The organism is Lactobacillus sp. Sy-1 (assembly GCF_019303535.1).
Classification (GTDB): Bacteria; Bacillota; Bacilli; order Lactobacillales; family Lactobacillaceae; genus Nicoliella.
Genome location: NZ_JACCIU010000001.1, coordinates 1,486,219 through 1,512,573, shown reverse-complemented (window position 1 = coordinate 1,512,573; position 26,355 = coordinate 1,486,219). Strand labels below are relative to the sequence as shown.

The 26,355-nt window shown below is 42.0% G+C and carries 23 protein-coding genes and 1 tRNA gene; 20 read left to right on the top strand and 4 right to left on the bottom strand.

Going from position 1 to position 26,355, the window contains the following annotated elements:
* Positions 1-14 precede the first annotated feature (14 nt).
* On the bottom strand, positions 15-698 hold the full coding sequence (locus tag HZL42_RS06380) for a YigZ family protein (protein WP_219282749.1): 684 nt from the start codon (positions 696-698) through the stop codon (positions 15-17).
* A gap of 52 nt (positions 699-750) precedes the next feature.
* Between HZL42_RS06380 and HZL42_RS06375 the strand changes: the two genes are divergently transcribed.
* The 17 genes from HZL42_RS06375 (at position 751) to HZL42_RS06295 (ending at position 21,205) form a co-directional block, all read left to right on the top strand.
* On the top strand, positions 751-2,091 hold the full coding sequence (locus tag HZL42_RS06375) for a helicase-related protein (RefSeq protein WP_219282748.1): 1,341 nt from the start codon (positions 751-753) through the stop codon (positions 2,089-2,091).
* A gap of 262 nt (positions 2,092-2,353) precedes the next feature.
* Complete coding sequence (locus tag HZL42_RS06370; RefSeq protein ID WP_219282747.1) at positions 2,354-2,767, top strand: ComF family protein; 414 nt, start codon at positions 2,354-2,356, stop codon at positions 2,765-2,767.
* A gap of 142 nt (positions 2,768-2,909) precedes the next feature.
* On the top strand, positions 2,910-5,273 hold the full coding sequence (gene secA, locus HZL42_RS06365; protein WP_219282746.1) for a preprotein translocase subunit SecA: 2,364 nt from the start codon (positions 2,910-2,912) through the stop codon (positions 5,271-5,273).
* Positions 5,274-5,346: 73 nt separating this feature from the next.
* Positions 5,347-6,463 (top strand): peptide chain release factor 2 gene (gene prfB, locus HZL42_RS06360; protein ID WP_219282745.1). Its coding sequence is split into 2 segments (ribosomal slippage): positions 5,347-5,406 and positions 5,408-6,463, totalling 1,116 coding nucleotides; the frame shifts between segments, so codons are not numbered across the junction.
* A gap of 22 nt (positions 6,464-6,485) precedes the next feature.
* A complete protein-coding gene (locus HZL42_RS06355) occupies positions 6,486-7,676 on the top strand; it encodes a PDZ domain-containing protein (RefSeq protein ID WP_219282744.1) in 1,191 nt (396 codons plus the stop codon).
* 94 nt (positions 7,677-7,770) lie between these two features.
* Entirely contained in the window at positions 7,771-8,100 is a 330-nt protein-coding gene (locus HZL42_RS06350) for a PspC domain-containing protein (protein ID WP_219282743.1), read from the top strand.
* A 5-nt stretch (positions 8,101-8,105) separates the two neighbouring features.
* A complete protein-coding gene (locus HZL42_RS06345; RefSeq protein ID WP_219282742.1) occupies positions 8,106-8,471 on the top strand; it encodes a phage holin family protein in 366 nt (121 codons plus the stop codon).
* A 69-nt stretch (positions 8,472-8,540) separates the two neighbouring features.
* Positions 8,541-9,557, top strand: a complete 1,017-nt coding sequence (gene hprK / locus HZL42_RS06340) for an HPr(Ser) kinase/phosphatase (RefSeq protein WP_219282741.1) — start codon at positions 8,541-8,543, stop codon at positions 9,555-9,557.
* 13 nt (positions 9,558-9,570) lie between these two features.
* The gene (gene lgt, locus HZL42_RS06335; RefSeq protein WP_219282878.1) at positions 9,571-10,401 is read left to right on the top strand and encodes a prolipoprotein diacylglyceryl transferase; all 831 of its coding nucleotides are present in this window, start codon (positions 9,571-9,573) and stop codon (positions 10,399-10,401) included.
* A 16-nt stretch (positions 10,402-10,417) separates the two neighbouring features.
* Complete coding sequence (locus HZL42_RS06330; protein ID WP_219282740.1) at positions 10,418-11,434, top strand: NAD(P)H-dependent glycerol-3-phosphate dehydrogenase; 1,017 nt, start codon at positions 10,418-10,420, stop codon at positions 11,432-11,434.
* Between the two features lie 38 nt (positions 11,435-11,472).
* A complete protein-coding gene (gene galU / locus HZL42_RS06325) occupies positions 11,473-12,363 on the top strand; it encodes a UTP--glucose-1-phosphate uridylyltransferase GalU (RefSeq protein WP_219282739.1) in 891 nt (296 codons plus the stop codon).
* An 86-nt stretch (positions 12,364-12,449) separates the two neighbouring features.
* A complete protein-coding gene (gene trxB, locus HZL42_RS06320) occupies positions 12,450-13,367 on the top strand; it encodes a thioredoxin-disulfide reductase (RefSeq protein WP_219282738.1) in 918 nt (305 codons plus the stop codon).
* 132 nt (positions 13,368-13,499) lie between these two features.
* Entirely contained in the window at positions 13,500-15,515 is a 2,016-nt protein-coding gene (gene uvrB, locus HZL42_RS06315) for an excinuclease ABC subunit UvrB (RefSeq protein ID WP_305067553.1), read from the top strand.
* A gap of 13 nt (positions 15,516-15,528) precedes the next feature.
* A complete protein-coding gene (uvrA, locus tag HZL42_RS06310) occupies positions 15,529-18,384 on the top strand; it encodes an excinuclease ABC subunit UvrA (RefSeq protein ID WP_219282737.1) in 2,856 nt (951 codons plus the stop codon).
* Positions 18,385-18,538: 154 nt separating this feature from the next.
* Entirely contained in the window at positions 18,539-19,522 is a 984-nt protein-coding gene (gene yvcK / locus HZL42_RS06305; RefSeq protein WP_219282736.1) for a uridine diphosphate-N-acetylglucosamine-binding protein YvcK, read from the top strand.
* A 24-nt stretch (positions 19,523-19,546) separates the two neighbouring features.
* Entirely contained in the window at positions 19,547-20,509 is a 963-nt protein-coding gene (gene whiA, locus HZL42_RS06300) for a DNA-binding protein WhiA (protein WP_219282735.1), read from the top strand.
* A 132-nt stretch (positions 20,510-20,641) separates the two neighbouring features.
* On the top strand, positions 20,642-21,205 hold the full coding sequence (locus tag HZL42_RS06295) for a hypothetical protein (RefSeq protein ID WP_219282734.1): 564 nt from the start codon (positions 20,642-20,644) through the stop codon (positions 21,203-21,205).
* 119 nt (positions 21,206-21,324) lie between these two features.
* Here the strand turns inward: HZL42_RS06295 and HZL42_RS06290 are convergent, their stop codons facing one another.
* From HZL42_RS06290 to HZL42_RS06280, 3 genes are all read right to left on the bottom strand, one after another.
* Complete coding sequence (locus HZL42_RS06290; RefSeq protein ID WP_219282733.1) at positions 21,325-21,933, bottom strand: ATP-dependent Clp protease proteolytic subunit; 609 nt, start codon at positions 21,931-21,933, stop codon at positions 21,325-21,327.
* Positions 21,934-22,177: 244 nt separating this feature from the next.
* The gene (locus HZL42_RS06285; protein ID WP_219282732.1) at positions 22,178-22,396 is read right to left on the bottom strand and encodes a hypothetical protein; all 219 of its coding nucleotides are present in this window, start codon (positions 22,394-22,396) and stop codon (positions 22,178-22,180) included.
* 193 nt (positions 22,397-22,589) lie between these two features.
* Positions 22,590-22,661: transfer RNA gene (locus HZL42_RS06280), tRNA-Arg, on the bottom strand.
* Positions 22,662-22,954: 293 nt separating this feature from the next.
* Between HZL42_RS06280 and gap the strand changes: the two genes are divergently transcribed.
* The 3 genes from gap (at position 22,955) to tpiA (ending at position 26,292) form a co-directional block, all read left to right on the top strand.
* Positions 22,955-23,965: a type I glyceraldehyde-3-phosphate dehydrogenase gene (gene gap / locus HZL42_RS06275; protein WP_219282731.1), complete on the top strand. Its 1,011-nt coding sequence runs from the start codon at positions 22,955-22,957 to the stop codon at positions 23,963-23,965.
* Between the two features lie 179 nt (positions 23,966-24,144).
* Positions 24,145-25,359, top strand: coding sequence for a phosphoglycerate kinase (pgk, locus tag HZL42_RS06270; RefSeq protein ID WP_219282730.1), 1,215 nt, complete (start codon positions 24,145-24,147; stop codon positions 25,357-25,359).
* 171 nt (positions 25,360-25,530) lie between these two features.
* Positions 25,531-26,292: a triose-phosphate isomerase gene (gene tpiA, locus HZL42_RS06265; protein ID WP_219282729.1), complete on the top strand. Its 762-nt coding sequence runs from the start codon at positions 25,531-25,533 to the stop codon at positions 26,290-26,292.
* Positions 26,293-26,355: the final 63 nt, after the last annotated feature.

Below are 26,355 nucleotides of genomic sequence, written 5' to 3'. Positions count from 1 at the left end.
ATCTACCGCCCTCATTATTTGAGTTCGATGGATCCTTTTTTATAACGATCTTTTCCTTGGTGGTAATCAACTTCAAAGTATTCTTGGTCACCGGGAGTAATCTTGGCGCGGTCGTTTAAGAGTTCCACGATTTGTTTTTCAAAGTGGTCCACTTCATCGGCCGGAACGGCTACGATAACGTCAACATCGGCACCGTATTGAATATCATCAATGTAAACTGCTTCTAGGTTTAAAAAGTATTTTAACTGCTCTAGTAATGAATATTCAATTTGAATGCTAATCTTAGTTTGTAGGATTCGTTCCACCACTCCGATATGGTTAATTGCCTCCGTGGTTGCATTACTGTAAGCCCGAATTAAACCACCAGCACCGAGTTTAATGCCCCCAAAATAACGGGTAACGACAACCGCAACGTCGTGAAGTTGCTTTAACTTGATTGCATCCAAAATGGGCAATCCAGCGGTACCCGATGGTTCACCATTGTCGCTTTTTCTTTGAATGTGGTCATCTTGGCCGACCATGTATGCGTAACAATTATGGGTGGCTGATTTATTCTCTTCGGTAATCTGGTCAACGAAGGCCTTGGCCTCTTCTTCGGTTTTAACCCGCTTCACACTACCGATAAATCGGGATTTCTTAATGATGATTTCATTAGCACCACTACTTTTAACGGTTAAATAGGTTTGTTCTTTTTCCATTTGTGACACTCCTTTGCATGTTTTTTACGTAATTAATCACTAGGTGATAATTATGATTACGAAATTAAATGAACTTTATGGACGGCAAATTAATTTATCTGAGATTGATACTGCGCTTTTGACAGACCCGAGGTTAAAGCACCGTCCCGCAATTAAGCGGGGGCATAACCAGATTGAATGTCAAAGATGTGGTCTAAAGACCAGCATTCAAAGGGCGCAACTACCGAATGATCAATTTTATTGTCCCGAGTGTATTAATCTAGGGCGGATGGTTAGTAATTGTGAATTGGGGTTTGTGGATGAGCCGAATGATTTTAGCCCATTGGAGCAACCACTTACTTGGACGGGGCAGCTAACTGCTGATCAGCTGGCTTGCTCTAATTCAATTATTGACCACTTTAAAAAGCGGCAACCCCACTTACTATGGGCGGTTACGGGGGCTGGGAAAACGGAGATGCTATTTCCGGGAATTGAGTGGGCGTTACAAAATAACCTCCGGGTTGCAATTGCTTCACCACGAGTGGATGTGTGCATCGAACTGTTCCCCAGAATTCAAGCAGCATTTTCGCATACACCTATGATTTTATTACATGGACGCCAAACTGAAAAGTATCAATACTCACAATTAACGATTTGTACGACCCACCAACTGCTTCGCTTTTACAGGGCCTTTGATATTTTGATTATTGATGAAGTTGATTCATTTCCATACGCCCAAGACGAAGGACTCCACTATGCAGCAATGAATGCAACTAAGAAATCGGGAACCCAGTTGTATCTAACGGCAACGCCTAGCGAAGACTTATTAAGGCGGGTTAATAACCATCAACTATCGATTAGTTACCTGCCCCTGCGGTTTCATCGCCACCTATTACCGCAAATTAAGTTACACTTTGCACCGTTTTGGCGGAATAAACTAGCCAAGCATAAGCTCCCGAACCGCTTAATTCAAATGGTTCGGGATAAGGTTGCAAAACAGCAACGGTTCTTACTTTTCGTGCCCCACGTTCGTGATTTAAAACCAATTAGTGAAATTGTGGCCATGAGATTAGATCAGCACGTGAAGCTAATGACAGTCCATTCAGAGGATGAACACCGGTTGGAAAAGGTGGCGGCCATGCGAGCGGGGGAGCTAGATTTCTTAGTCACTACCACTATTTTAGAACGTGGAGTTACGTTTCCCGGAATCGATGTAATTGTTTTAGGGGCAGATGAGGAAATTTTTTCAACGGCTGCGTTGGTCCAAATTGCGGGGCGGGTTGGCAGAAAGCAGGATCGGCCGTTTGGGGACGTTGATTTTGTGATTCATAGTAACGCTAAAAACGTGGCGGGGGCAATCGGCCAGATCGCCCACATGAATCGGTTAGGAGCGGTGAAAATTAAAAATGGCTAAGTGCTTACTATGTCAAAATTTTTTGAATGATCAGGTAACCATCGGGTGGTTGATTAACTTTAAACCAGCCCCTAGACCGGTAATATGCAATCAGTGCCAGCAGCGGTTTGTACCAATTGGGTTCGAACGGAGTTGTAAGAGTTGCGGAAAGCCGCATCAAGACCAGAAATACTGTCATGACTGCCTGGATTGGCAAGCTAAATCAAGCTTAATATTTGAGAATCACCCCCTATATGAATATAATTTAGCAATGAAGGATTTTATGCATCGCTATAAGTTTGTTGGCGACTATCAACTCAGAAACGTTTTTTTAGAGCAGATGAGCAACTACGCACTCGCAACTAAGCGATTAGTGGTCCCAATTCCGTTGACCCCGGGAACGCTTCAGAAACGGGCTTTTAATCAGACCCTGGGTTTGTTGTCAGTTCCGACTTTCCAGTGTTTAGAAACCAAGGGACTGCACAAGCAAACTGATCAATCTAAACGGGGCCGGGAGCAACGAAAGGCGATGAAGCAGCCGTTTAAGCTGGTTGCAGAATTGGCTGACCAGGTTGTTGGTCAGGATGTTTTAATTGTTGATGATGTTTATACGACTGGCACTACGATTCGCTTTGCCGCCCAGTTACTAGTTGAAAGCGGTGCAAAATCGGTGCGGGGGCTCACGTTAGCACGATAATTGAATCGATTTGGTGTTTATCGTTTTAAAAAGCGTCCGAAAATGTTAGAATGGATAAGATAAATAAATAATGGATAAAATTGGGGTAAAATTCCCCACTTAAATAAAACCGAGAAAGATTTTAAGAAAGGAAATTGATTTAATGCCTAATATTGTTAAAAAATGGGTAGAAAGCGACAAACGTGATATTAAGCGCCTTAGTAAAATTGCCGATAAAGTCGGTGAATGGTCTAGAAAATATCGTAAGTTAACTGATGAAGAATTAAAAGCTAAAACCCCGGAATTTAAAAAACGTTACCAAAATGGTGAAACGCTAGATGAATTATTGCCAGAAGGATTCGGAGTTGCTAGAGAAGCAGCTCGTCGGGTACTTGGCCTTAATCCATTCCACGTTCAAATCATGGGGGGGATTGTACTTCACGAAGGAAATATTTCTGAAATGAAGACCGGTGAAGGGAAGACCCTTACTTGTACGATGCCCGTTTATTTAAATGCCATTTCTGGAGATGGGGTTCACGTTATTACCGTTAATGAATACCTTTCAGAACGGGATGCTACTGAAATGGGTGAGCTTTATAACTGGTTAGGATTAACCGTTGGGGTTAATTCATCAGACAAGTCACCTGAAGAAAAGCGGGAAGCCTATGCTGCCGATATCACTTATTCTACTAATGGTGAAATTGGATTCGATTACCTCCGTGATAACATGGTGGTTTATAAAGAAGACATGGTTCAACGGCCACTAAACTTCGCCGTTGTCGATGAAGTGGACTCCATCCTAATTGATGAAGCAAGAACACCATTGATTATTTCTGGTCAAGCAACCGCTTCCTCCGAACTCTATAACTCCGCTGACCAATTTGTGAAGACCTTGACTAAGGACAAGGATTACAAAATTGACCTTGAAAGTAAGACGATTGCATTAACTGATCAAGGGATTGGTAAGGCTGATAAGTTCTTTAATTTGAAGAACTTATTTGATACTGAAAATACCGCCCTTACCCACCATATTGATGAAGCATTACGGGCTAATTACATTATGTTAGTGGACAAGGATTATGTGGTTCAAGATGGGACCGTTCAAATCGTTGATTCATTTACAGGACGGATCATGGAAGGCCGGCGTTTCTCCGATGGATTGCATCAAGCAATCGAAGCTAAGGAAGGCGTTGAAATTCAACAGGAAAGTAAGACGATGGCCAATATCACTTACCAAAACCTTTTCCGGATGTACAAAAAGCTTTCAGGAATGACTGGGACCGCCAGAACTGAAATTGAAGAATTCCGTGAAATTTATAATATGGAAGTTATTTCAATTCCAACTAATAAGCCGGTTGTCCGGTTAGACGAACCCGACGTTTTATATCCTGATTTAAACTCCAAGTTTGAAGCCGTAATTCAAAGAATTAAGAAGTTGCATAAGGCTGGTCAACCAGTATTGGTCGGGACCGTTGCCGTTGAAACTTCTGAATACCTTTCTAAGCGCCTTGACGACGAAAAAATCCCACACGTGGTTTTGAATGCTAAAAACCATGCTAAGGAAGCTGAAATCGTTAAGAACGCTGGTCAAAAGGGTGCTGTTACGATTGCGACCAATATGGCTGGACGGGGAACTGATATTAAATTAGGGCCTGGTGTCGTTAAGTTAGGTGGACTTGCGGTTATTGGGACCGAACGACATGAATCACGGCGGATTGATAACCAACTTCGTGGACGTTCTGGACGGCAAGGGGACCCTGGTTTATCACAATTCTACCTTTCACTTGAAGATGACTTGATGCGGCGGTTTGGTTCTGATCGAATCAAGAACTTACTACAACACCTTAAAATTGATGGTGATAGCGCTGCAATTAAGAGTCGGATGATTTCTAAGCAAGTTGAATCAGCTCAAAAACGGGTTGAAGGAAATAACTACGATTCCCGGAAGAACGTGCTTCAATACGATGATGTTATGAGACAACAACGGGATGTTATGTATAAAGAACGTTACGAAATCATTGAAGAAGATAAGTCACTAGGCTGGGTTCTACTTCCAATGTTCGAAAGAACCATTAACCACGTGGTTGACCTGCATACACAAGGTAACGAGGACAACTGGGACTTACAAACAATTCTTGATTTCGCAATTAGTGCCTTGATTAATCCTGATAAGATTAGCTTATCTGACTTAAAGAACAAGTCGAGTGAGGAAATTAAGAACTACTTGAATAACATTGCTAAACAGAACTACAAGGAAAAGGAATCGGAACTTTCAGATCCTTCCCAACTACTTGAATTTGAAAAGGTTGTGCTACTACGGGTGGTTGATTCACACTGGACCGACCATATTGATGCGATGGACCAATTAAGACAATCAATTGGGCTTCGTGGTTACGGTCAGTTAAATCCATTGGTTGAATACCAACGTGAAGGGTACCGGATGTTTGAAGAAATGATTGCGGATATCGATTACGATACCACTAGATTATTTATGAAGGCAGAAATTAGACAAAACCTTGAAAGATAATTCCAATTAAGTGCGAAGTGGCTGAAAACGTCCTTCGCCTTTTTTGTATTTAAAGCCAAAGGAGTCAAATTAAATGGAACTAAACGAAGCAAAGAATAAAGTTGAAGCGATTCAAAAAGCCATTACTGGCTTTAGGGGGTCCCTTTGACTTAGATGCATTAAATGAAAGCATCCAACTCAACGAGCATAAAATGGCGGAACCTGACTTTTGGAATGACCAAGCACAGGCCAAAAAAATCATTGATGAAACCAATCAAATGAAACAAAAGTACGACCGCTACCATAACTTAGCAGAGGCAGCTGCAGATTTAGCTGTTAACTTAGAGTTACTAGAAGAAGAAAATGATCCTGAATTAATGGCTGAGTTTGAAGCTAATTTGGACCAGGTAGATAAACAGTTAAAGGATTACCGATTGAACCTCTTACTATCGGGACCCTACGACCATAATAACGCCATCGTTGAAATTCATCCTGGAGCGGGGGGCACAGAATCACAGGATTGGGGTTCAATGCTGTTTAGAATGTACACCCGCTGGGCTGATCAACACCACTTTAAGGTTGAAGTATTGAACTATCAAGCCGGGGATGTTGCCGGAATTGATACGGTGACCTTCATGGTGATTGGAACCAACGCGTACGGCCTCCTTCGTTCTGAAAAGGGTGTTCACCGACTCGTCCGCATCTCACCATTCGATTCAGCTGGGCGGCGGCATACATCGTTTGCATCGGTGGATGTAATGCCAGAATTAGATGATAGTGTTAATATTGAAATTAATCCAGCTGACCTGCGGATTGACTACTTCAGAGCCAGTGGAGCTGGGGGTCAACACGTTAATAAAACTTCATCTGCGGTGCGAATTACCCACGAACCGACTGGAATCGTGGTTTCTAGTCAGGCACAACGTTCCCAATTGCAGAATCGTGAAACAGCGATGAATATGTTAAAATCAAAGTTGTATGAACGTGAAGAAGAGAAGAAAGCTGAAAAGAAGGCCCAAATCGAAGGGGAACAAATGGATATTGGTTGGGGCTCACAGATTCGTTCCTACGTCTTCCATCCATACACGATGGTGAAGGACCACCGCACTAATTATGAGACAGGAAATGGCCAAGCGGTGATGGATGGGGATTTAGATCCGTTCATTAACGCCTATCTTCAGTGGAAGTTAAGCCAGAAAAACCCTGATTAATTAATAAAGGACGAATGATATTATGCAAACTAAAATATTGATTGCGTTAGTAATCTTAATTCTCCAACCAGTTCTATGGGTCGGGGTGCTTCGAACCTATTTGATTTCAAAAAATCGGATTCAAGAAACGCGGAGTCAATTTCGCAACGCTATTTATCCTCGGCATTTTGAAATTTGGCAGTTCGTTATTAATTTCATCATTCTAGGCATTTTGGGCTCTGTGGTAACTGTAATTGTGGGACCAGTAGTTTCTGTATTATGGCTACTAATTTACCAAGTGCTACTACTAATTAACTTAGCAGTGGTGCCAGGAGCGTTGTTCTCCGTTGAAATCATGGTGATTTCGGCCATTGGTGCAATGCTAATTAGCTTGGATGGCTTTATTAATCAATTTTTGAATCCTAAGCTATTATCTGACTATGGAATTAATTTAACTGCTCCACATGAATTTAATTACGTCTTATTGGTGAGTTTATTTCTATTTGGGTTGGCAGTCATCGTTGCCAAAGATGGTGGAAAGTTTAATGTGCCAATCATTGAACGAAACGAACGGCAAACGCGAATTGCGGGGTACCCGTTTAGAAGCATTAACGTGGCTCCATTGTTGCTGTTTGTTCCTGGTGATTGGATTCACAGTCTTTTCCAATACTGGCCAGTGTTTACATTGAATGGTCATTCATTGGCGTTCCTACTGGTTCCAATTGGATTTGGATTTCGAATGACCGTCTTTAAGAGGCAGCCTCGGGAAGTGTTTAAACAACTAGCGAGCCAGTTAACAAAGCTAGCAATTTTGGGACTAGCACTAGCGGTGGCTAGTTACTTCTTCCCAGTTGCTGCAATACCATCCATTGCTGGACTATTACTAGTCTTTTGGTGGCTATTAATGCATGCAAAATCTGTCGATAAAGCAGCTGGCGACTGGTACTCTGAGGTGATTAATGGGGTCCGGGTAATTGGGGTTGAGCCTGATACACCGGCAGATAAAATGAATCTGGTAATTGGTGACGTTATCTTAGAGGTTAATAATACCGCAGTCACGAATGAAGATGAATTTTATCAGGCGCTCCTTAAGCAGTCTACTTACTGTCGCCTAAAGCTAAAAACCAGAAAGGGCCAGTTAGCAATTGCTGAAACCGCAATCTTTAGTAATGCGCCCCATGAGATTGGAGTAATCTTGTTCAAGGGTGAGAGGGAAAGCGAAAGCGAAAGTTAAAGATATTATTAGTGTCTATGCTTAAATATAGACACTTTTTTTGGATATGATAATATTGGTTTAAAAGGAATCAAAGTCGAGAGGAACCTATTACATGAAAGTAAAAAAACTAACTAAATCTAGAAATAATCGAATTTTAACTGGGGTACTGGGAGGAGTTGCTGAGTACTTTGGGCTGAATGCGCGCTACCTAAGAATCGGTTACTTTATCTTTACACTGATTTTCATTCACTCCTTAATCCCCATTTTATTGTACGTTGCAATGACGGTCTTCATTCCTAATGACTATGGGAATAAAAGTTCAGCTAATGGAATGTTTAGTGGCCGCTTTAATCATTATGGTTCTAATCCTGATGACCGTAGTCGACATGACCGTAAAATTCTGCACGACGTTGAGGAAAAAGATGATTCTAAGAGGGGCTAAACTAAATGAGTTTTTTTAAGCAAATTCTGTTAAACATGCTAGTTTTCATCGCACTGGCTGGGTTTTTACAAACCTCAGGCGTATTTTACGTTTCAGGGGTAATGTCAGCGCTAGGAGCAGCATTGGTGCTTTCGATATTAAATGCACTGGTTAAGCCGTTCATCACAATTTTATCTTTGCCAATTAATATCTTGACCCTGGGTTTATTCAGCATTGTGATTAACGGGTTGATGCTAGAATTTACTTCGCTGCTAGTTGGTAACGAAAGCTTTCACTTTTCATCCTTTGGTAGTGCAATGTTAGTTGCTTTAATTTTATCCATCTGTAATGCCGTTTTCGCTGACCACTATTCGCGTAAAAACAATAAATAAAGTGTATCGAAAGTGCATATCGTGATAAAATTAATGTGTTATTTGCTAATAATGATCGGGGGAATTTAATTGGCTGAACTGGTAACTGTCAAGGACCTTGTTGATAATACACGGTTAAGCGTTGCATACGGAGAAAAATACTTAGATCGGTTGATTACAACCAGCGATATTTCACGGCCTGGTTTGGAATTGACTGGCTATTTTAATTACTATCCTGCAAAACGAATTCAGCTTTTGGGGATTACTGAGACCTCCTTTGCAAAGGGAATGGCTAGTGATGACCTCTATGATGTTATGAAAAAAATGTGTCAACCCGAGACCCCTGCATTTGTCATTTCGACCCAGTTGGATCCGCCTGAAGAATTATTGGAAGCTGCTGAAGGGGAGCACATTCCAGTCCTATGTTCTAAGCTAACCACTTCACGGGTGCTTAGTAACATGACCAACTATCTGGAAGCCAAGCTAGCTGAACGGATGTCAATTCACGGGGAGTTAGTTGATATCTACGGACTGGGGGTTTTAATTACCGGTGATTCAGGGGTTGGAAAGAGTGAAACTGCCTTAGAATTAATTAAACGGGGTCATCGGCTAATCGCTGATGATCGAGTAGAAGTTTACCAACAAGATGAACAAACCTTAATTGGTCAGGCTCCACGGATTTTACGCCATTTGCTAGAAATTCGGGGGATTGGGATTATCGATGCGATGAACCTATTTGGAGCCGGAGCGGTTAGAAGTGATACCAGGGTTGATTTAATCGTGCATCTATCCAACTGGTCAAGGGATACCCCGTTTGATCGATTGGGAAATGATAATGAAACCCAGCGCTTCTTCGATGTTGATGTTCCGAAAATTAAAATTCCAGTTAAAATCGGGCGAAACTTAGCGGTATTGATTGAAGCAGCGGCCATGAATTTTCGGGCGCGCTCGATGGGATATGACGCTACGAAGGTTTTTGATGATAATCTGAAGAGTTTGATTAAGGAAAACTCAATCCGCGATTCAAAAGAACAATCTCGTAAAAAGGAAATTGAATCAGCAAATCAACGGGCCATTCATAACCCTGCTGACGATAAGGATAAATAGTTGAAGGGAATGAATTATAATCAAATTAGCATTGAACCCAATCGCAATTAAACTGGGTGGTCTACAGGTCCATTGGTACGGGATTTTTATTGCTAGTGCTGTGATATTGGCCGTATACCTATCGGTTCGCGAAGGGAAGAAACGGGGCATTAAGCCAGATGATATTTACGACATGTTGCTCTGGGCGTTGCCATTTTCAATTATTAGTGCGCGGCTGTACTACGTGATTTTTCAGTGGGGTTACTATCAAAATCACATTGATGAAATCATCCGAATTTGGGATGGGGGGATCGCTATTTACGGTTCCTTAATTGGTGCAGCAATTGTAATTATTATCTTTTGTCGAAGCCGCATGATTCCGGTGTGGTTGATGTTGGACGTAATTTCGCCAACCGTTTTACTGAGCCAGGGAATTGGTCGGTGGGGGAACTTCATGAACCAAGAGGCGTTTGGCCAGGTTACTAGCCTCGCGTTTTTACAACATCTACACCTGCCACAGTTCATTATCAATCAAATGTACATTAGTGGAATGTATCGTCAACCAACCTTCCTGTATGAGTCGCTTTGGAGCTTCTTAGGGGTGGCGGTATTATTATCACTACGTCACGTTCCACATTTCTTCAAGCGTGGCGAGGTCTTCCTCAGCTATGTAATGTGGTATTCATTTGGCCGGTTCTTTATCGAGGGCATGCGGACGGATAGTTTGATGATTGGGAGCGTTCGGGTCTCACAGTGGCTTTCAATCGTGCTATTCGTTGCAGCACTGGGAATAATGATTTATCGGCGCCGCAAGATTCCAGATGCTAGTTGGTATTTGGATGGCTCTAAAAAACTACTAAAATAAAGGATAAGTGAAAATAATGACAGAAAAAATTGCAGTGTTAGGTGCCGGTTCATGGGGGAGCATGCTGGCTAATATTTTAGCTCAAAACGGAAATGACGTTAGACTATGGTCATACAAACCCAGTCAAGTCGAAGAATTAAACACCCAACACACCAATTCAAAGTACTTAAAGAACTTTACATTCTCAGATTCACTAGTCGCATATTCAGATATGAAGGCGGCCTTAGCTGGGGTCGATGACGTTTTATTTGTGGTTCCGGCCCAAGTAACCCGCTCGGTTGCAAAGCAGGTAAATCCACTATTGAGTGAATTGGGCATTAAACCAAATTTAATTCACGCCAGCAAGGGAATTGAAGAGAAAACATATAAGCGAATGTCAGAGGTACTATCTGAGGAAATTGCCCCAGAAAATCGTCACTCCATTTCCGTTATCTCAGGGCCTAGTCAGGCCGAAGACGTTGCCCGGGGTGATATTACCCTGGTAACGGTCGCTAGCGAAAACCTTCAGGATGCTGAACACATTCAATCACTATTCATGAACGACACCTTCCGGGTTTATACCAATGACGATATCATTGGGGTTGAAATTGGCGCCGCCTTGAAAAACATTATCGCCCTAGGGGCAGGAGCACTAGTTGGTCTGGGCTACGGTGATAACGCAAAGGCGTCCTTAATTACCCGGGGCTTAGCTGAAATCTCTCGGCTGGGGACTTCATTTGGTGCAAACCCACTTACGTTCATTGGGTTATCCGGGGTGGGTGATCTAATCGTTACCGCAACTAGTTCTGATTCCAGAAATTGGCGGGCTGGAAACCAGCTAGGGAAGGGTCAATCACTTCCTGAAATCGTAGAAAATATGGGAATGGTAATTGAAGGGGTTGCAACAACCCGGGCTGCTTACGAGCTAGCTAAGCAACGGGGCGTTGAAATGCCAATTACATCTGCTATCTACCACGTTTTATATGATAACGCCGATATTAAAGAATCAATTGCCAAGTTGATGCAAAGACAGGGTCGTTCAGAATTATCATAATACTAAATTAGACGTAATAATTACTAGGAGTTTTGAAAATGAAAAAAATTAGAAAAGCAATCATTCCCGCAGCGGGATTGGGAACTAGATTCTTACCTGAAACTAAAGCCGTACCAAAGGAAATGCTACCAGTAGTCGATACCCCAACGATTCAATTAATCGTGGAAGAAGCAATGGCTTCTGGAATTACCGATATTTTGATTATTATTGGGCGGAACAAGCGAAACATCGAAGACCATTTTGATTCCAATCCTGAATTGGAATCTAACCTAATTAAAAAGCATAAGGATAAGATGCTAAAGGCGGTTCAAGAAACGAACGGCTTAAACATCTACTTCATTCGCCAAAATCACCCAGATGGTTTAGGGGATGCGGTTTCCACTGCTAAGAGTTTCGTAGGCGACGAACCATTCGTAATTATGCTAGGTGATGACATTGCCAAGGCCGACGAACCACTAACGAAGCAATTAATCAATTGCTACGAAGAAACTGGAGAATCAACCCTAGCCGTTATGCGGGTGCCCCACGAAGACACTGCTAAATACGGTGTGATTGCTCCAACTAAGGAAATTAAGCCTGGTCTATACGACGTTGATAGCTTTGTTGAAAAACCAGATCCAAAGGACGCCCCAAGTGACCTTGCAATTATTGGTCGGTACCTCTTAACACCAAACATCTTTGATATTTTGGAGGATACTAAGCCTGGTAAGGGTGGCGAAATCCAATTAACTGATGCAATTGATACCTTGAATAAGTCCCATAAAGTTTACGCACATGAATTAGTTGGTTCTCGATACGATACCGGAAACAAGTTTGGTTGGTTAAAGACAAACATCGAATACGGACTTGAACATCCAGAAGTAAAGGATGAACTTCGGGAATACATTAAGCAACTAGGTCAAAAACTAACTGAAGAAGACCAAAAATAATTCTTTGGGTACAAACTATTAGACAAAGATACTTATTAATAGTAAGCTATGTACATTGATTATTTTAAGTGAGGAGTGTTCAACCGATGGAAAGTTACGATGTAATTGTAATTGGTGCTGGACCAAGTGGAATGACTAGTGCCCTATATGCTTCTAGAGCAAACTTATCAGTGCTAATGATTGATCGGGGGATTTATGGTGGTCAAATGAACAACACCGCCGAAATTGAAAATTACCCCGGATTCAAGTCAATTCTTGGCCCAGATTTAGCCAAGAACATGTACGAAGGTTCAATTAACTTTGGGGCTAAGTATGGCTATGGAACCGTAGAATCAATTGAAGAACAGGGTGATGTTAAGATCGTCCACACTGATAACGGTGACTATGAAGCAAAAGCCGTGATCATCGGAACTGGTTCTCAATACCGGAAATTAGGGGTGCCAGGTGAAGATGAATACGGTGGCCGTGGGGTTTCTTACTGTGCTGTCTGTGACGGTGCGTTCTTCAAGAATAAGGAAGTTGTAGTTGTTGGTGGGGGCGATTCTGCAATTCAAGAAGCCCTTTACCTAGCTCAGTTAGTATCTAAGATTACGATTGTTCACCGTCGGGACCAATTAAGAGCCCAAAAGGTGCTGCAAGACCAAGCGTTTGCTAACGACAAGATTAACTTCGTTTGGAATACTAACGCTACTGAAATCGTTGGCGATGGTGGGAAGGTAACCGGTGTGAAGACGGTTAATAACCAAACCCAAGAAACGAGTGAAATCCCAGCTAGTGGGGTGTTCATCTACGTTGGAAACCTACCAATTACCGGTGCTTTTGAAGACCTAAACATCACTGATGATAAGGGTTGGATCAAGACCAATGATAGAATGGAAACCGCTAAGCCAGGGATTTTTGCAATTGGTGACGTGCGGGCGAAGGAATTAAGACAGGTGGTTACTGCCGTTGGTGACGGTGGAATTGCTGGGCAAAACGCCTTTCATTACATTCAAAATATGTAAAGTGTTTATTCTTTCAAAAATAGATGACCGTGTTAAAATAAAAATAACGAGTGGGGGAGGGTACCTTCCCCACTTTTTATTACGCAAAAATATTAATAGATTAATATTGAACAATTAAAGGGGGATAATTAGATGGCAACCATTAATCGAATTATGAATAATAAATTCGACTTAGTTTCAGATTACCAGCCAACTGGTGACCAACCAAAGGCAATTCAAGAGCTGACGGAAGGGGTCAAAAAGGGTGATAAAGAGCAAATCTTGTTAGGGGCAACTGGAACTGGGAAGACGTTTACTATTTCTAATGTGATTAAAAACTTAAACAAACCAACCTTGGTTTTATCCCATAATAAAACCCTAGCGGGGCAACTATACAGTGAATTGAAGCGCTTTTTCCCGCACAATGCAGTTGAATACTTCGTTAGTTACTATGATTACTACCAACCAGAAGCATACGTGCCATCTAGTGACACGTACATTGAAAAGGACTCGTCAATTAATGATGAAATTGATCAATTGCGCCACGCTGCCACGAGTGCGTTGCTAGAGCGAAATGATGTTATCGTAGTGGCATCCGTTTCCGCAATTTTTGGATTAGGAAGTCCTAAGGAGTACTTTGACCACACGATTCCGTTAAAGGTTGGTCAAGAAATCGACCGGGATACGTTACTCCGGGAACTGGTTAACATTCAATTCGACCGGAACGACATTGACTTTCAACGGGGGCGGTTCCGGGTCCGGGGGGACGTAGTAGAAGTCTTCCCAGCATCTGGGAGTAAGTATGCCTACCGAATTGAATTTTTTGGGGATGAAATCGATCGAATTAGGGAGATTGACACCCTAACTGGTGAGATTATCAGTGATAAGGAAAAAATTGTGATTTTCCCAGCCACCCACTTTCTCGCGGATGACCAAATTATGGATCACGCCCTGGATGGAATCCAAAAGGAATTAGACACCCAACACGCTAAATTAGAGGGGGAAGGGAAGTTGCTAGAAGCGCAACGGCTAAAGCAACGGACCACCTACGATATTGAAATGATGCGCGAAATGGGCTATACCAATGGGATTGAAAATTATTCCCGGTTTATGGACGGTCGCAAGCCCGGTGAACCACCATACACATTGATGGACTTCTTCCCGAAGGACTTTTTAATGGTCATTGACGAATCCCACCAGACAATTCCGCAGGTCGGTGGAATGTACAATGGTGATAAGGCGCGGAAGGAGCGGTTAATTGAATATGGATTTAGACTACCTAGTGCGATGGATAACCGGCCCCTTAAGATGCCCGAATTTGAAGACCATATCCACCAAGTGATCTACATGTCCGCAACCCCAGGCCCATACGAATTAAAGAATGCGGATCAAGTTGTTCAACAAATCATTCGACCAACCGGCCTACTGGATCCAATCGTCAAGGTAAGGCCAATTATGGGACAAATGGATGACCTCGTGGGTGAAATTAACAAGCGGATTGAGCGGAACGAACGGACCTTCGTGACGACTTTGACCAAGAAGATGTCTGAAGATTTGACTGACTACCTTAAGGATCTGGGAATTAAGGTGCGCTACCTTCACAGTGACATTAAAACGCTAGAACGGACCAAGATTATTCATGACTTACGGGCCGGGAAATTTGATGTGCTGGTAGGGATTAACCTACTGCGGGAGGGAATTGACGTGCCCGAAGTATCGTTAGTAGCGATCTTAGATGCCGATAAGGAAGGTTTCTTAAGAAATGAACGTTCGTTGATTCAAACGATTGGGCGGGCTGCCCGAAACGAAAATGGAGAAGTTATCATGTACGCTGATGCGATGACCGACTCGATGAAAAAGGCAATTGATGAAACGAAACGGCGGCGTGAAATTCAAGAGCAGTATAACCATGAACATGGCATTACGCCACACACCATTAAAAAGGCCATTTCACCAGTAATTTCTGTCAGCGGCGATAAGATTGAAGAAGAAAATGCTGATACTAATAATGAAATCATCGAAACGGACTTTAAGAAGATGACGAAGCAAGAAAAGAAGGCAATGATCAGTCGGCTCGAAGATGAAATGCAGAACGCTTCAAAGCGGCTTGACTTTGAACACGCTGCTAATCTTCGGGACACAATCATTGAACTACAAGCAAAAATGTAAGGAGTGGGGTTAGTTGCTAAATGATAAAATTATTATTCGTGGGGCGCGTGAGCATAACCTAAAGAACATTAACGTTACGATTCCTAAGAATAAGTTGACCGTAATGACCGGTCTTTCTGGATCCGGGAAAAGTTCCTTGGCGTTTGACACCTTGTATGCGGAGGGCCAACGGCGTTATGTTGAAAGCCTTTCTTCGTACGCTCGTCAATTTTTAGGCCAGATGGATAAACCCGATGTGGATTCAATTGAGGGGCTAAGTCCCGCAATTTCAATTGACCAGAAAACAACCTCCCATAACCCCCGTTCGACGGTCGGTACGGTTACGGAAATTAATGATTACTTTCGGTTGCTTTGGGCGCGGGTCGGAACCCCGATTTGTCCTAACGATGGCACTAAAATTACTAGTCAATCGATTGACCAAATGATGGGGGAACTATTAAACCTTCCCGAACGAACGAAGCTCCAGATCCTAGCGCCAGTGGTGCGGGATAAGAAGGGCCAACATAAGGAACTGCTTAAAAAGATTAAGCGGGAAGGGTTCGTGCGCATCCAAATTGATGGAGAAGTGCGCGATTTAGATGATCAAATTGAACTAGATAAGAATAAACGCCATACCATTAACGTGGTAATCGACCGGATCATCATTAAGGACGGCATCAATTCCCGGTTATCAGATTCATTGGAAGCGGCTCTGCGATTAAGTGACGGCTACGCAATTGCTGATTTCATGGGGGCTCGTGACAACCTAGTCTTTTCTGAACACTATTCGTGTCCATTTTGTGGCTTTACGGTGGGGAAGTTGGAACCACGGCTCTTTTCGTTTAATTCCCCACTTGGGGCCTGTCCAGACTGTGATGGGTTAGGGGTTAAACTAGAAGTTGACAAGGACTTGGTAATCCCAGACCGCAGTAAAACGTTATCTCAGGGGGCATTAGCACCTTGGAATCCAATTAGTTCTGAATACTATCCCAACATGTTGAAGCAGGCCTGTGAACAGTTTGGCATTGACATGAATACACCGTTTAACAAGCTTCCCAAGAAGCAACGTGACTTGGTGTTGTTTGGCTCTGGAAAGCAACAGTTCCACTTTAACTTTGAAAGTAACTTCGGTGGGACCCGGGATCTCGATATGCCATTTGAAGGGGTTATGAACAACATTAACCGGCGTTTCAACAATACGAATAGCGAATTTACCCGGAAAACGATGCGCGAATACATGACTGAGTTGACTTGCCAGACCTGTCATGGGTACCGATTGAACGAACGGGCCCTCTGTGTAAAAATTAATGATCAAAACATTAGCCAGGTAGCGGCGATTGACGTTCAGAAGGAATTGAATTACTTTAGCGCCCTTAAATTTGGCGAAAAGGATTCGGTGATTGCCAAACCAATTATCAAGGAAATTATTGACCGTTTAACGTTCCTCAAAAACGTCGGGCTGGATTACCTAACGCTAGCCCGGTCTGCCGGAACCCTTTCTGGAGGTGAATCACAGCGAATTCGCCTAGCAACTCAAATTGGCTCTAACCTTTCAGGTGTGTTATACGTATTGGATGAACCATCAATTGGACTCCACCAACGGGATAACAACCGGTTAATTAAATCACTTCAATCAATGCGGGACTTGGGAAACACCCTCGTAGTTGTGGAGCATGATAAAGATACGATGGAAGATGCTGACTACATTGTGGATATCGGTCCTGGAGCTGGTCAAAACGGTGGAAAAGTGATGGCGGTTGGAACCCCCGCTGAAGTTGCAAAGAACCCCAAGTCGTTGACTGGTCAATATTTATCCGGGAAGAAGTTTATTCCAGTTCCGTTAAACCGGCGGACTGGTAACGGCAAGAAGATTACCATTACCGGGGCCCAGGAAAATAACCTAAAGAACGTTACGGTAAGCTTTCCACTGGGTGAGTTTATCGTTGTTTCCGGGGTCTCTGGATCGGGAAAGTCAACGCTAGTGAACATGATTTTAAAACGGGCGCTAGCACAAAAGTTAAACCATAACTCCACCCGACCGGGAAAGTACAAGTCAATTCGGGGCTACAAGAACATTGAAAAATTGGTTAGTATTGACCAAAGCCCAATTGGACGGACTCCCCGGAGTAACCCAGCCACTTATACCGGCGTATTTGATGATATCCGCGATTTATTTGCTGAGACCAACGAAGCTAAACTACGCGGGTACAAAAAGGGCCGCTTTAGTTTTAACGTAAAGGGCGGCCGGTGTGAAACCTGTCATGGGGATGGAATCCTTAAAATTGAAATGAACTTTCTACCAGACGTTTACGTTCCCTGTGAAGTTTGTCATGGGAAGCGTTATAATGCGGAAACCCTGGAGGTAGAATACAAGGGGAAAAACATCGCCGACGTATTAGACATGACGGTCAGCGAGGCCCTGGACTTCTTTAAAGCAATTCCAAAGATTACCAGGAAGCTAAAGACGATCGATGAAGTCGGTCTGGGCTACGTTAAGTTAGGGCAATCCGCCACCACGCTTTCTGGTGGGGAAGCCCAGCGGATGAAGTTATCAGCTGAACTCTATAAAAAATCGAACGGGAAGAACTTCTACATCTTAGATGAACCAACGATCGGGCTGCACACCGATGATATCGGTAGACTGTTAAACATTTTACATGAATTAGTTGATAAGGGAAACACCGTGTTGATTATTGAACACAGTCTAGACGTGATTAAAACTGCTGATTATCTGATCGACCTTGGTCCTGAAGGTGGGGACGGCGGTGGTCAAATCATTGCTACGGGAACTCCCGAAGAGGTATGTAAGGTAAAGGATAGCTACACTGGCCAGTATTTAAAGCCGGTCCTTGAGGAAGATACTGCACGGACCCAAAAGTTAAATAAGTGATAAGAAAAAGCCGAATGTTCGTCTTTTTGTTAGTGAGTTCATAAAAGAAACACCAGGTATGTTATAATATTAGAGACGTCCTTTAACGGGCTTAAAATAAACTTAACAAACCGAAAATAATTACCTGAATTCAAAAATAAGGAGCGTAATCAGAATGCCACAGATAAAGTCGCACCAACCCCGTATCGTTGTTATTGGTGGGGGGACTGGCGTTCCCGTGATTCTAAAGGCGCTTAAGGACACGGACGTTGACATTACCGCAATTGTCACCGTTGCTGATGATGGTGGATCATCTGGAATCCTCAGAAATTACATTAACGTGGTCCCACCAGGCGACATTCGCAACGTCATCGTAGCGCTATCTGATGCTGATCCTGAATTTTTAGATCTTTTTCAATATCGCTTTAAGGGAACTGACAAATTTTTAGCGGGGCATGCAATTGGGAACCTCTTGATTACCGCCCTATCAGAAATGAAGGGCAACATCTTCCAAGGGGTTCAAGACCTTACTAGAATTATGAGCGTTAAGGGGCATATTTATCCTGCCAGTGATGATTTAATTACCCTTCACGCAGAGTTTACAGACGGAACCAAATTAGCGGGTGAGTCTGAAATTACCAAGGCTAATAAAATGATTGAACGGGTATGGGTGGATCGTGACGATCAAAAGGGCGCTCCTAAGGCGGCGCAACCAGTGGTCGATGCGATTCTAAATGCCGATCAAATCGTATTAGGACCGGGGAGTTTATTTACTAGTATTCTACCGAACCTAATGATTCCAGAAGTTCATGATGCAATTTTACACACGAGTGCTGAAATTGTGTATATTTGTAATATCATGACGCAAAATGGTGAGACCAATGGATTTACTGATTCTAACCACGTGGCCGTTTTAAATCGCCATTTTGGCCAAAATATTGTTGATGCAGTAATGGTTAACAATAAGCGGGTTCCGGTAAATTACATTCGGCGGAATGAAGATGAAACCTCTAATCAGGTGACTCATGATCAAGCGGGCCTTGAACGGCAGCATTGTAAGGTCATTGCATCTGATTTCTTAAAACTACACAATCACGGAGCATATCATAACGGCGTAGCGGTTTCGAACGAGCTACTAAAGTTAATTGAAAATAATTAATGGATAACGAATGGAGTGACTAAAATGTCGTATGCTAGTCAAGTCAAAAAGGAATTGACGACGCTGAAGGTGCATAAAAAGAATGCCAAGGCCGAGTTAATGGCATTGATTAGAATGAATGGCTCTTTAACAATCGTTAACCATGATTTAATTTTGAACGTTCAGACTGAAAATCCCGCCATCGCGCGGCGGATTTATCGGTTATTATTGGAATTTTATGATGTTGAGAGTAATTTAATCGTGCGGAAACGCATGAAACTAAAGAAAAATAACGTTTACGTGGTGCGAATTACCACGAATACTAAGGAAATTTTGGATGATTTAGGCATTTTAAATGGCTATGAATTGGTGGAGACAGTTCCAGATTCACTATTGGCCAATGATTCGCAGGTTCGTTCATACCTCCGGGGCGCGTTTTTGGCTAGTGGTTCGGTTAATAACCCCGAAACATCGCGTTACCATCTGGAAATTTACTCTTTGTATGAAGACCATAATGAAATGATTACCCAGATGATGAATCGCTACCACTTGGAAGCCAAGACCACCAGTCGGCGCAGCGGCTTTATTACCTACTTAAAGGGCGCCGAAAAAATTGCGGACTTCTTACAGTTAATTGGAGCCACGAATTCGATGCTGCACTTTGAAGATATCCGCATTGTAAGGGATATGCGTAATTCGGTGAACCGCCTGGTCAATTGTGAAAATGCCAATATGAACAAGGTGGCAAATGCAGCGACGAAACAAATCGCAAGCATCAATTTTATTGCTGAAACGGTTGGGTTGGACCAACTACCAGATAAATTACGGGAAGTTGCTGAAATTCGGTTAGAAAATAAGGAAGTGACCCTAAAGGAACTAGGAGAACTAGTGCCTAGTGGGACCATTTCGAAGTCCGGAATTAACCACCGGTTGAAAAAGATTAACGACTTTGCTGAAAAGATCCGGGCGCAAACTGAAGAACGGATTGTAGCCATTAGCAATGATTAATAATTTGATACATTTCGAAAGCATCCTTTGCTTAAAATTAAAGGGTGCTTTTTATTTTGAAATCACGGATAATAGACATTAAGGATATCAATTTTTTATTTTAATTATTTATGATAAGCGGAGGAATTGTAAATGGAAACTGGATTTCAAAAGATTGAAGCAAACCTTAAAACCGACCGCCATACGGTCAAATCATGGCTGATTTTTGCACTGGTACTATTTGTGATTGCGTTACTATCCAATCTCTTTATTTACGGTGGTGGGAGTAGTAATTCGATTGGAATGCCTAATGGGAATTCGTGGTTAGTTGCACTATCAGCGGGCGTGCGGATTCTGATTATTTACCTAGGATTATCATTAATTCCGGTGCCATGGATTACTAAGGCGCTCTGTTTTATTAGCACTGCATTGGTACTGAGTGGCTTTGCCGGGACCATTATGGGCTTTTCGTTTCCTAATCTGGGTGGGTTTTTAATTTGGGTTGGCTTCCGGATAAACTACGCCTGGCTGATTTTTATGCTGGCAACGATTGCAGTTCAAACCATCAATAATCGTAAATATCAATCGACAGGTAATTACCTAGGGGATTGGTTTTCTGCCCTTAAGGGCGGACTAACTGATCACTGGGTGCCAACGGTGATTTCAATGGGGATTTACGTTGTCCTAATGGCAATTACCAGCGTTGCAATCAATTAATAACAAAACCGACTCGAAACTTACCGAGCCGGTTTTTTGTCCAAAAAATGGGTGGTCAACTATAGTTCGTAGCTAACCACCCATTAAAATTTAATTTCACCCTTATTAGAATGAGTTAATTATTTTTTAGTATCTTTATCTTGTTCGCTTTTACTAGTCATGATGCCATCTAGTAATCCATACTTAACCGCTTCTTCAGCAGTCAAGTAGTTATCCCGATCGGTATCCCGGTTAACCTTAGCAACCGTTTGACCAGAATTAGCAGCCAAAATCTTGTTTAACATCTTCCGTGCACTCAAAATGGATTCGGCAGCGATTTCAATATCACTTTGCTTCCCTTGGGCACCACCAGATGGTTGGTGAATCATAACTTGGGCGTGTGGTAATGCAAAACGCTTCCCCTTAGTACCAGATGAAGCAAGCACACTGGCCATTGAAGCAGCCATTCCCATAACGATAACTTGAATGTCTGACTTAACGAAGTTCATCGTATCGTAGATTGCCATTCCAGATGTAATCACACCACCTGGTGAGTTAATGTATAGGTAAATATCCTTATCAGAATCTTGAGCGTCCAAGAATAGTAATTGAGCGATGATTGAGTTGGCCATGTCATCTTCGATTGGACCAGATAACATAATAATCCGGTCTTTTAATAACCGTGAGTAAATGTCATAGGCTCTTTCGCCATTGGCGGATTGCTCAATCACAGTTGGGATTAAGTTCATTATAATTGTCCCCCTAAATATTGATTTAATAATTTTAAAATTTAAACTATATAAATTCTATCTTAATAGTCAGTGAAGGTCAAAACATTTGCCCACCATGAATGGTAGTCCTAATTAATGCTATTTTTTTAAACCGAATTAGCATCCTTATGAATCAACGATCAGTTGTACTAGTACCGTTCCGCCTCGATTTCAGCGGGAAACGTTAACAACTAAGACCATTAAATAGCGAGATCATTTTTAATTACTTGTGTAATAACGATAATGAGATAAACAATCCAATTGTAGCAACAATTGTTGCCACCACTAGCCAACCAAATCCGCCTTGTGGTTGATTATGGGCAATTACTGGTAATAGTGTCAATAACTTATGGTTAGCATTAGCTTGGATGATGATCCATGCATCCGCTAGATATAAAATAATGGTAATAAAGCCGATTATTAATGGAATTATTTTGCTCAATTTAGGGCACCTCATAAAAATATTACTTATAACTATTGCTAAAATTATTTTTTCCCGATTTTTTTAAACGTAATGCTGAATGGGGGTTGAACGGCGCTTCGATGGTAGCGTGCAATGATGGCAGTCATTAAGCGCCAGCAAATGAACCAATAAAAACCGTTAACAGCATGGCTGCTAACGGTTTTTTACTTAGTGCGCCTGGGGGGAATCGAACCCTCATCTCAAGAACCGGAATCTTACGTGCTATCCATTACACTACAGGCGCATTGATTTATCTATCAATCAAACAATATAAAACTATAGCGTAAAACAGTCTAAAATGCAAGGGGGATTATCAGAAATTTAATCAATAAGCGCTATGTTTTGCAAATTATGAAAGCGGTTGATATACTGCCCTTAAAGATAATTATTACTTAGTGTTTGTTTTTCAAGCTCCCGCGGTTCAAAAAAGATTATTGAGCACCAGGGCTGACACTAGCAGCAAAAAGTGGTAATATACTGTTGTACTGCTTTAAAATAATATTTATCTTATTATTTCCTAAAGGAGGAAAATTCAGTATGACTGTAAAAATTGGTATTAATGGTTTTGGACGGATTGGACGTTTAGCTTTCAAGCGGATCCACGAACTTAACTCAAGCGACATCGAAGTTGTAGCAATTAACGATTTAACTACTCCATCAATGTTAGCTTACTTATTAAAGTATGACTCAACTCACGGTAAGTTCCCAGGTAAGGTTTCTTCAACTGACACTGGTATCGTAGTTGATGGTAAGGAATACCCTGTATACGCTGAAAAGGATGCTTCACAAATTCCTTGGGTAAAGAACAATGGTGTTGACTATGTTCTTGAATGTACAGGTTTCTACACTTCAGCAGAAAAGTCACAAGCTCACTTGGACGCTGGCGCAAAGCGTGTTTTAATTTCAGCACCTGCTGGTCAAATTAAGACTGTTGTTCCTGGTGTTAACTTGGATTCACTTAATGCTGACGACAAGATCGTTTCTGCTGGTTCATGTACTACTAGTAGTATTGCACCATCAGCTTACTTCTTGAACAAGGAATTCGGTATCAAGGTTGGTACCATGACTACTATTCATGCCTTCACTTCCACTCAAGCTATCTTGGATGGTCCTAGAGGTAAGAAGATGAGAAATAACCGTACTGCTAGTGCAAATACGATTCCTCATTCAACTGGTGCCGCTAAGGCTCTTGGTTTAGTTGTTCCTGAATTACAAGGTAAGCTAAACGGTGTTGCTCAACGTGTTCCATTAGTAGATGGTTCATTAACTGAATTAACTGCTATCTTGGACAAGAAGGTTACTGCTGACGAAGTTAACGCAGCAATCAAGAAGCACACTGAAGGAAACGATGCATTCGGTTACGCTGAAGATCCAATCGTTTCAAGCGATATCATTGGTGATACCCACGGATCCGTATTCGACCCTACCCAAACTGATGTAACTACTGTTGGCGATGACCAATTAGTTAAGGTTTGGACTTGGTACGATAACGAATGGGGCTTCACTTGTAACATGGTTCGTACTTTATTGAAGTTTGCTCAACTATAAAAAGCAGTTTTAACTAATTAAATAAATTAAAACTAATAAAGGTGGGGGAGGTTTACTCTCCCACCTTTTTATTTATATCCTTAACATTTAAATGTGGCTAGCCTTTTGTTTTGAGATTAGGGGTTAAATGCTGTATCATTAAGGGTGTTAAGTTACTATCTATTTAGGAGGTATCTAAATTGGCTAAATTAACTGTTTCTGATTTAGATTTAAAAGATAAAAAAGTATTAATGCGTCTTGATTTCAACGTTCCAATTAAGAACGGTGTGATTGGTGACGATAATAGAATTGTTGCCGCTCTTCCAACTATTAACTACGTGATTGATCATGGTGGTAAGGCAATTATCTTCTCTCACCTTGGCAGAATTAAGAGTGAAGAAGACAAAAAGGAACTTTCACTTCGTCCAGTTGCCGAACGGCTTTCTAACCTATTGAACAAGCCAGTAACTTTCGTTCCAGCTACTGAAGGTCCTCAATTAGAAGATGCTATCAATAAGTTGAACGACGGCGATGTTTTATTAGTTGAAAACACTCGTTTTGAAGACGTTGTAAATGGTGAATATGTAAAGCGTGAATCCGGTAACGATCCAAAGCTTGGTGAATACTGGGCTTCACTTGGGGATGTATTCGTAAACGATGCATTCGGAACTGCTCACCGTGCCCACGCTTCAAACGTTGGAATTGCTAAGGCAATGGAAGCTGCTGGTAAGCCAGCTGCTGTTGGATTCTTAATGGAAAAGGAAATTAAGTACCTTGGAAATGCTGTTAACGATCCAAAGCGCCCATTTGTTGCCATCTTAGGTGGTGCAAAGGTTTCTGATAAGATTACCGTTATCGATAACTTATTGGATAAGGCTGATAAGGTGATTATCGGTGGTGGAATGACTTATACTTTCTACGCTGCTAAGGGAATCAAAATTGGTAGTTCATTAGTTGAAAAAGATAAAATCGATTTAGCTAAGCAAATTTTGCAAAAGGCTGGCGATAAGTTAGTATTACCCGTTGATAACGTGGTAGCTGACAAGTTTGCTAATGATGCAAAGACTGAAATTGTTGAAGGTGACATTCCTGATGGAATGATGGCTCTAGATATCGGTCCTAAGTCAATTCAAGAATTTGAAAGCGTTCTAAGAGATGCTAAGACTGTTGTTTGGAACGGACCAATGGGTGTGTTCGAAATGAGCAACTTTGCTAAGGGAACCTTAGCAGTTGGTGATTTCTTAGCTAACCTTAAAGATGCGACTACAATCGTCGGTGGTGGTGATTCCACTGCTGCTGTTAAGCAATTAGGAATCGCTGATAAGTTAACCCACGTTTCAACTGGTGGGGGTGCTTCACTTACTTACCTTGAAGGTAAGACCCTTCCAGGAATTGCTGCTATTTCTGACAAGTAATTAGCTAGTTCATAATTGAGAAGTCGTACTTTTAGTACGGCTTCTTTTTGCTTACATATGTTTTCATTAAGTTTCCGCATTCAGTGGGGGGACCAAGTAGATTTATAGTAAAATTAGATGGGTACGAATTCAATCGTTCGTGCCAATATCCTGATAAGGGGGAGCTTTTTAATGGTTGCCAATAAACGAATCCCATTCATTGGGGCCAATTGGAAGATGTATTTAATGCCGAACCAGGTAATTCCATACATTGAAGCCATCAAGCACAATATTCCACGGCCAAGTGAGGCTCAGGTAATGATTGCTGCTTCGCCACTGTACCTATGGCCACTACTGGAACACGCTAAGCAATCCGACGTGATCATCGGGGCTGAAAATTGCGATTACCATGATACCGGTGCTTATACTGGTGAGGTAAGTCCGAAGGCCCTTGCTGAAGCGGGCGTTACCTACTCAATCGCTGGTCATTCTGAACGCCGGCACTACTTCGATGAAGATGATGAAGTGGTTAATAAAAAAGTGCATGCACTACTTAGAAATAACATCAAACCAATTGTATGTTGTGATGAAACATTGGTCCGCACTGAAACTCACGATGGCGTTCACTGGGTGGTCAGCCAAGTGATTGCAGCGTTTAAGGATGTTTCAGATAAGGATGCTTTGAAGATGATGATCGCATACGAGCCCCGGTGGGCAATTGGAACTGGAATTACCGCTAGTGCTGCGGAAGCAGAAGAGGGTTGTGCATTGATAAGACAAACCATCAGCCGGATTTATTCACCAGCAATTGCTGATGCGGTCCGGGTCCTGTACGGGGGGAGTGTTACGCCTAAAAATGTAAAGGCGTTGATGGAACAACCCGATATCGATGGAGTTTTAGTTGGGAGCGCTAGTTTAGACCCGAATGAATTCCTAAACTTAATTCATTATTAATTTTTCGAATAATTAGCTATTAATTATTGGTTTTAAAAATCAAAAAATGGTATCATAAAAGTG

Excerpts from the sequence above, each read along its gene's own strand:
- HZL42_RS06380 (WP_219282749.1), bottom strand. The coding sequence starts at position 698 with ATGGAAAAAGAACAAACCTATTTAACCGTTAAAAGTAGTGGTGCTAAT.
- HZL42_RS06375 (WP_219282748.1), top strand. The coding sequence starts at position 751 with ATGATTACGAAATTAAATGAACTTTATGGACGGCAAATTAATTTATCT.
- HZL42_RS06370 (WP_219282747.1), top strand. The coding sequence starts at position 2,354 with ATGCATCGCTATAAGTTTGTTGGCGACTATCAACTCAGAAACGTTTTT.
- secA (WP_219282746.1), top strand. The coding sequence starts at position 2,910 with ATGCCTAATATTGTTAAAAAATGGGTAGAAAGCGACAAACGTGATATT.
- HZL42_RS06355 (WP_219282744.1), top strand. The coding sequence starts at position 6,486 with ATGCAAACTAAAATATTGATTGCGTTAGTAATCTTAATTCTCCAACCA.
- HZL42_RS06350 (WP_219282743.1), top strand. The coding sequence starts at position 7,771 with ATGAAAGTAAAAAAACTAACTAAATCTAGAAATAATCGAATTTTAACT.
- HZL42_RS06345 (WP_219282742.1), top strand. The coding sequence starts at position 8,106 with ATGAGTTTTTTTAAGCAAATTCTGTTAAACATGCTAGTTTTCATCGCA.
- HZL42_RS06330 (WP_219282740.1), top strand. The coding sequence starts at position 10,418 with ATGACAGAAAAAATTGCAGTGTTAGGTGCCGGTTCATGGGGGAGCATG.
- galU (WP_219282739.1), top strand. The coding sequence starts at position 11,473 with ATGAAAAAAATTAGAAAAGCAATCATTCCCGCAGCGGGATTGGGAACT.
- trxB (WP_219282738.1), top strand. The coding sequence starts at position 12,450 with ATGGAAAGTTACGATGTAATTGTAATTGGTGCTGGACCAAGTGGAATG.
- uvrB (WP_305067553.1), top strand. The coding sequence starts at position 13,500 with ATGGCAACCATTAATCGAATTATGAATAATAAATTCGACTTAGTTTCA.
- yvcK (WP_219282736.1), top strand. The coding sequence starts at position 18,539 with ATGCCACAGATAAAGTCGCACCAACCCCGTATCGTTGTTATTGGTGGG.
- whiA (WP_219282735.1), top strand. The coding sequence starts at position 19,547 with ATGTCGTATGCTAGTCAAGTCAAAAAGGAATTGACGACGCTGAAGGTG.
- HZL42_RS06295 (WP_219282734.1), top strand. The coding sequence starts at position 20,642 with ATGGAAACTGGATTTCAAAAGATTGAAGCAAACCTTAAAACCGACCGC.
- HZL42_RS06290 (WP_219282733.1), bottom strand. The coding sequence starts at position 21,933 with ATGAACTTAATCCCAACTGTGATTGAGCAATCCGCCAATGGCGAAAGA.
- gap (WP_219282731.1), top strand. The coding sequence starts at position 22,955 with ATGACTGTAAAAATTGGTATTAATGGTTTTGGACGGATTGGACGTTTA.
- tpiA (WP_219282729.1), top strand. The coding sequence starts at position 25,531 with ATGGTTGCCAATAAACGAATCCCATTCATTGGGGCCAATTGGAAGATG.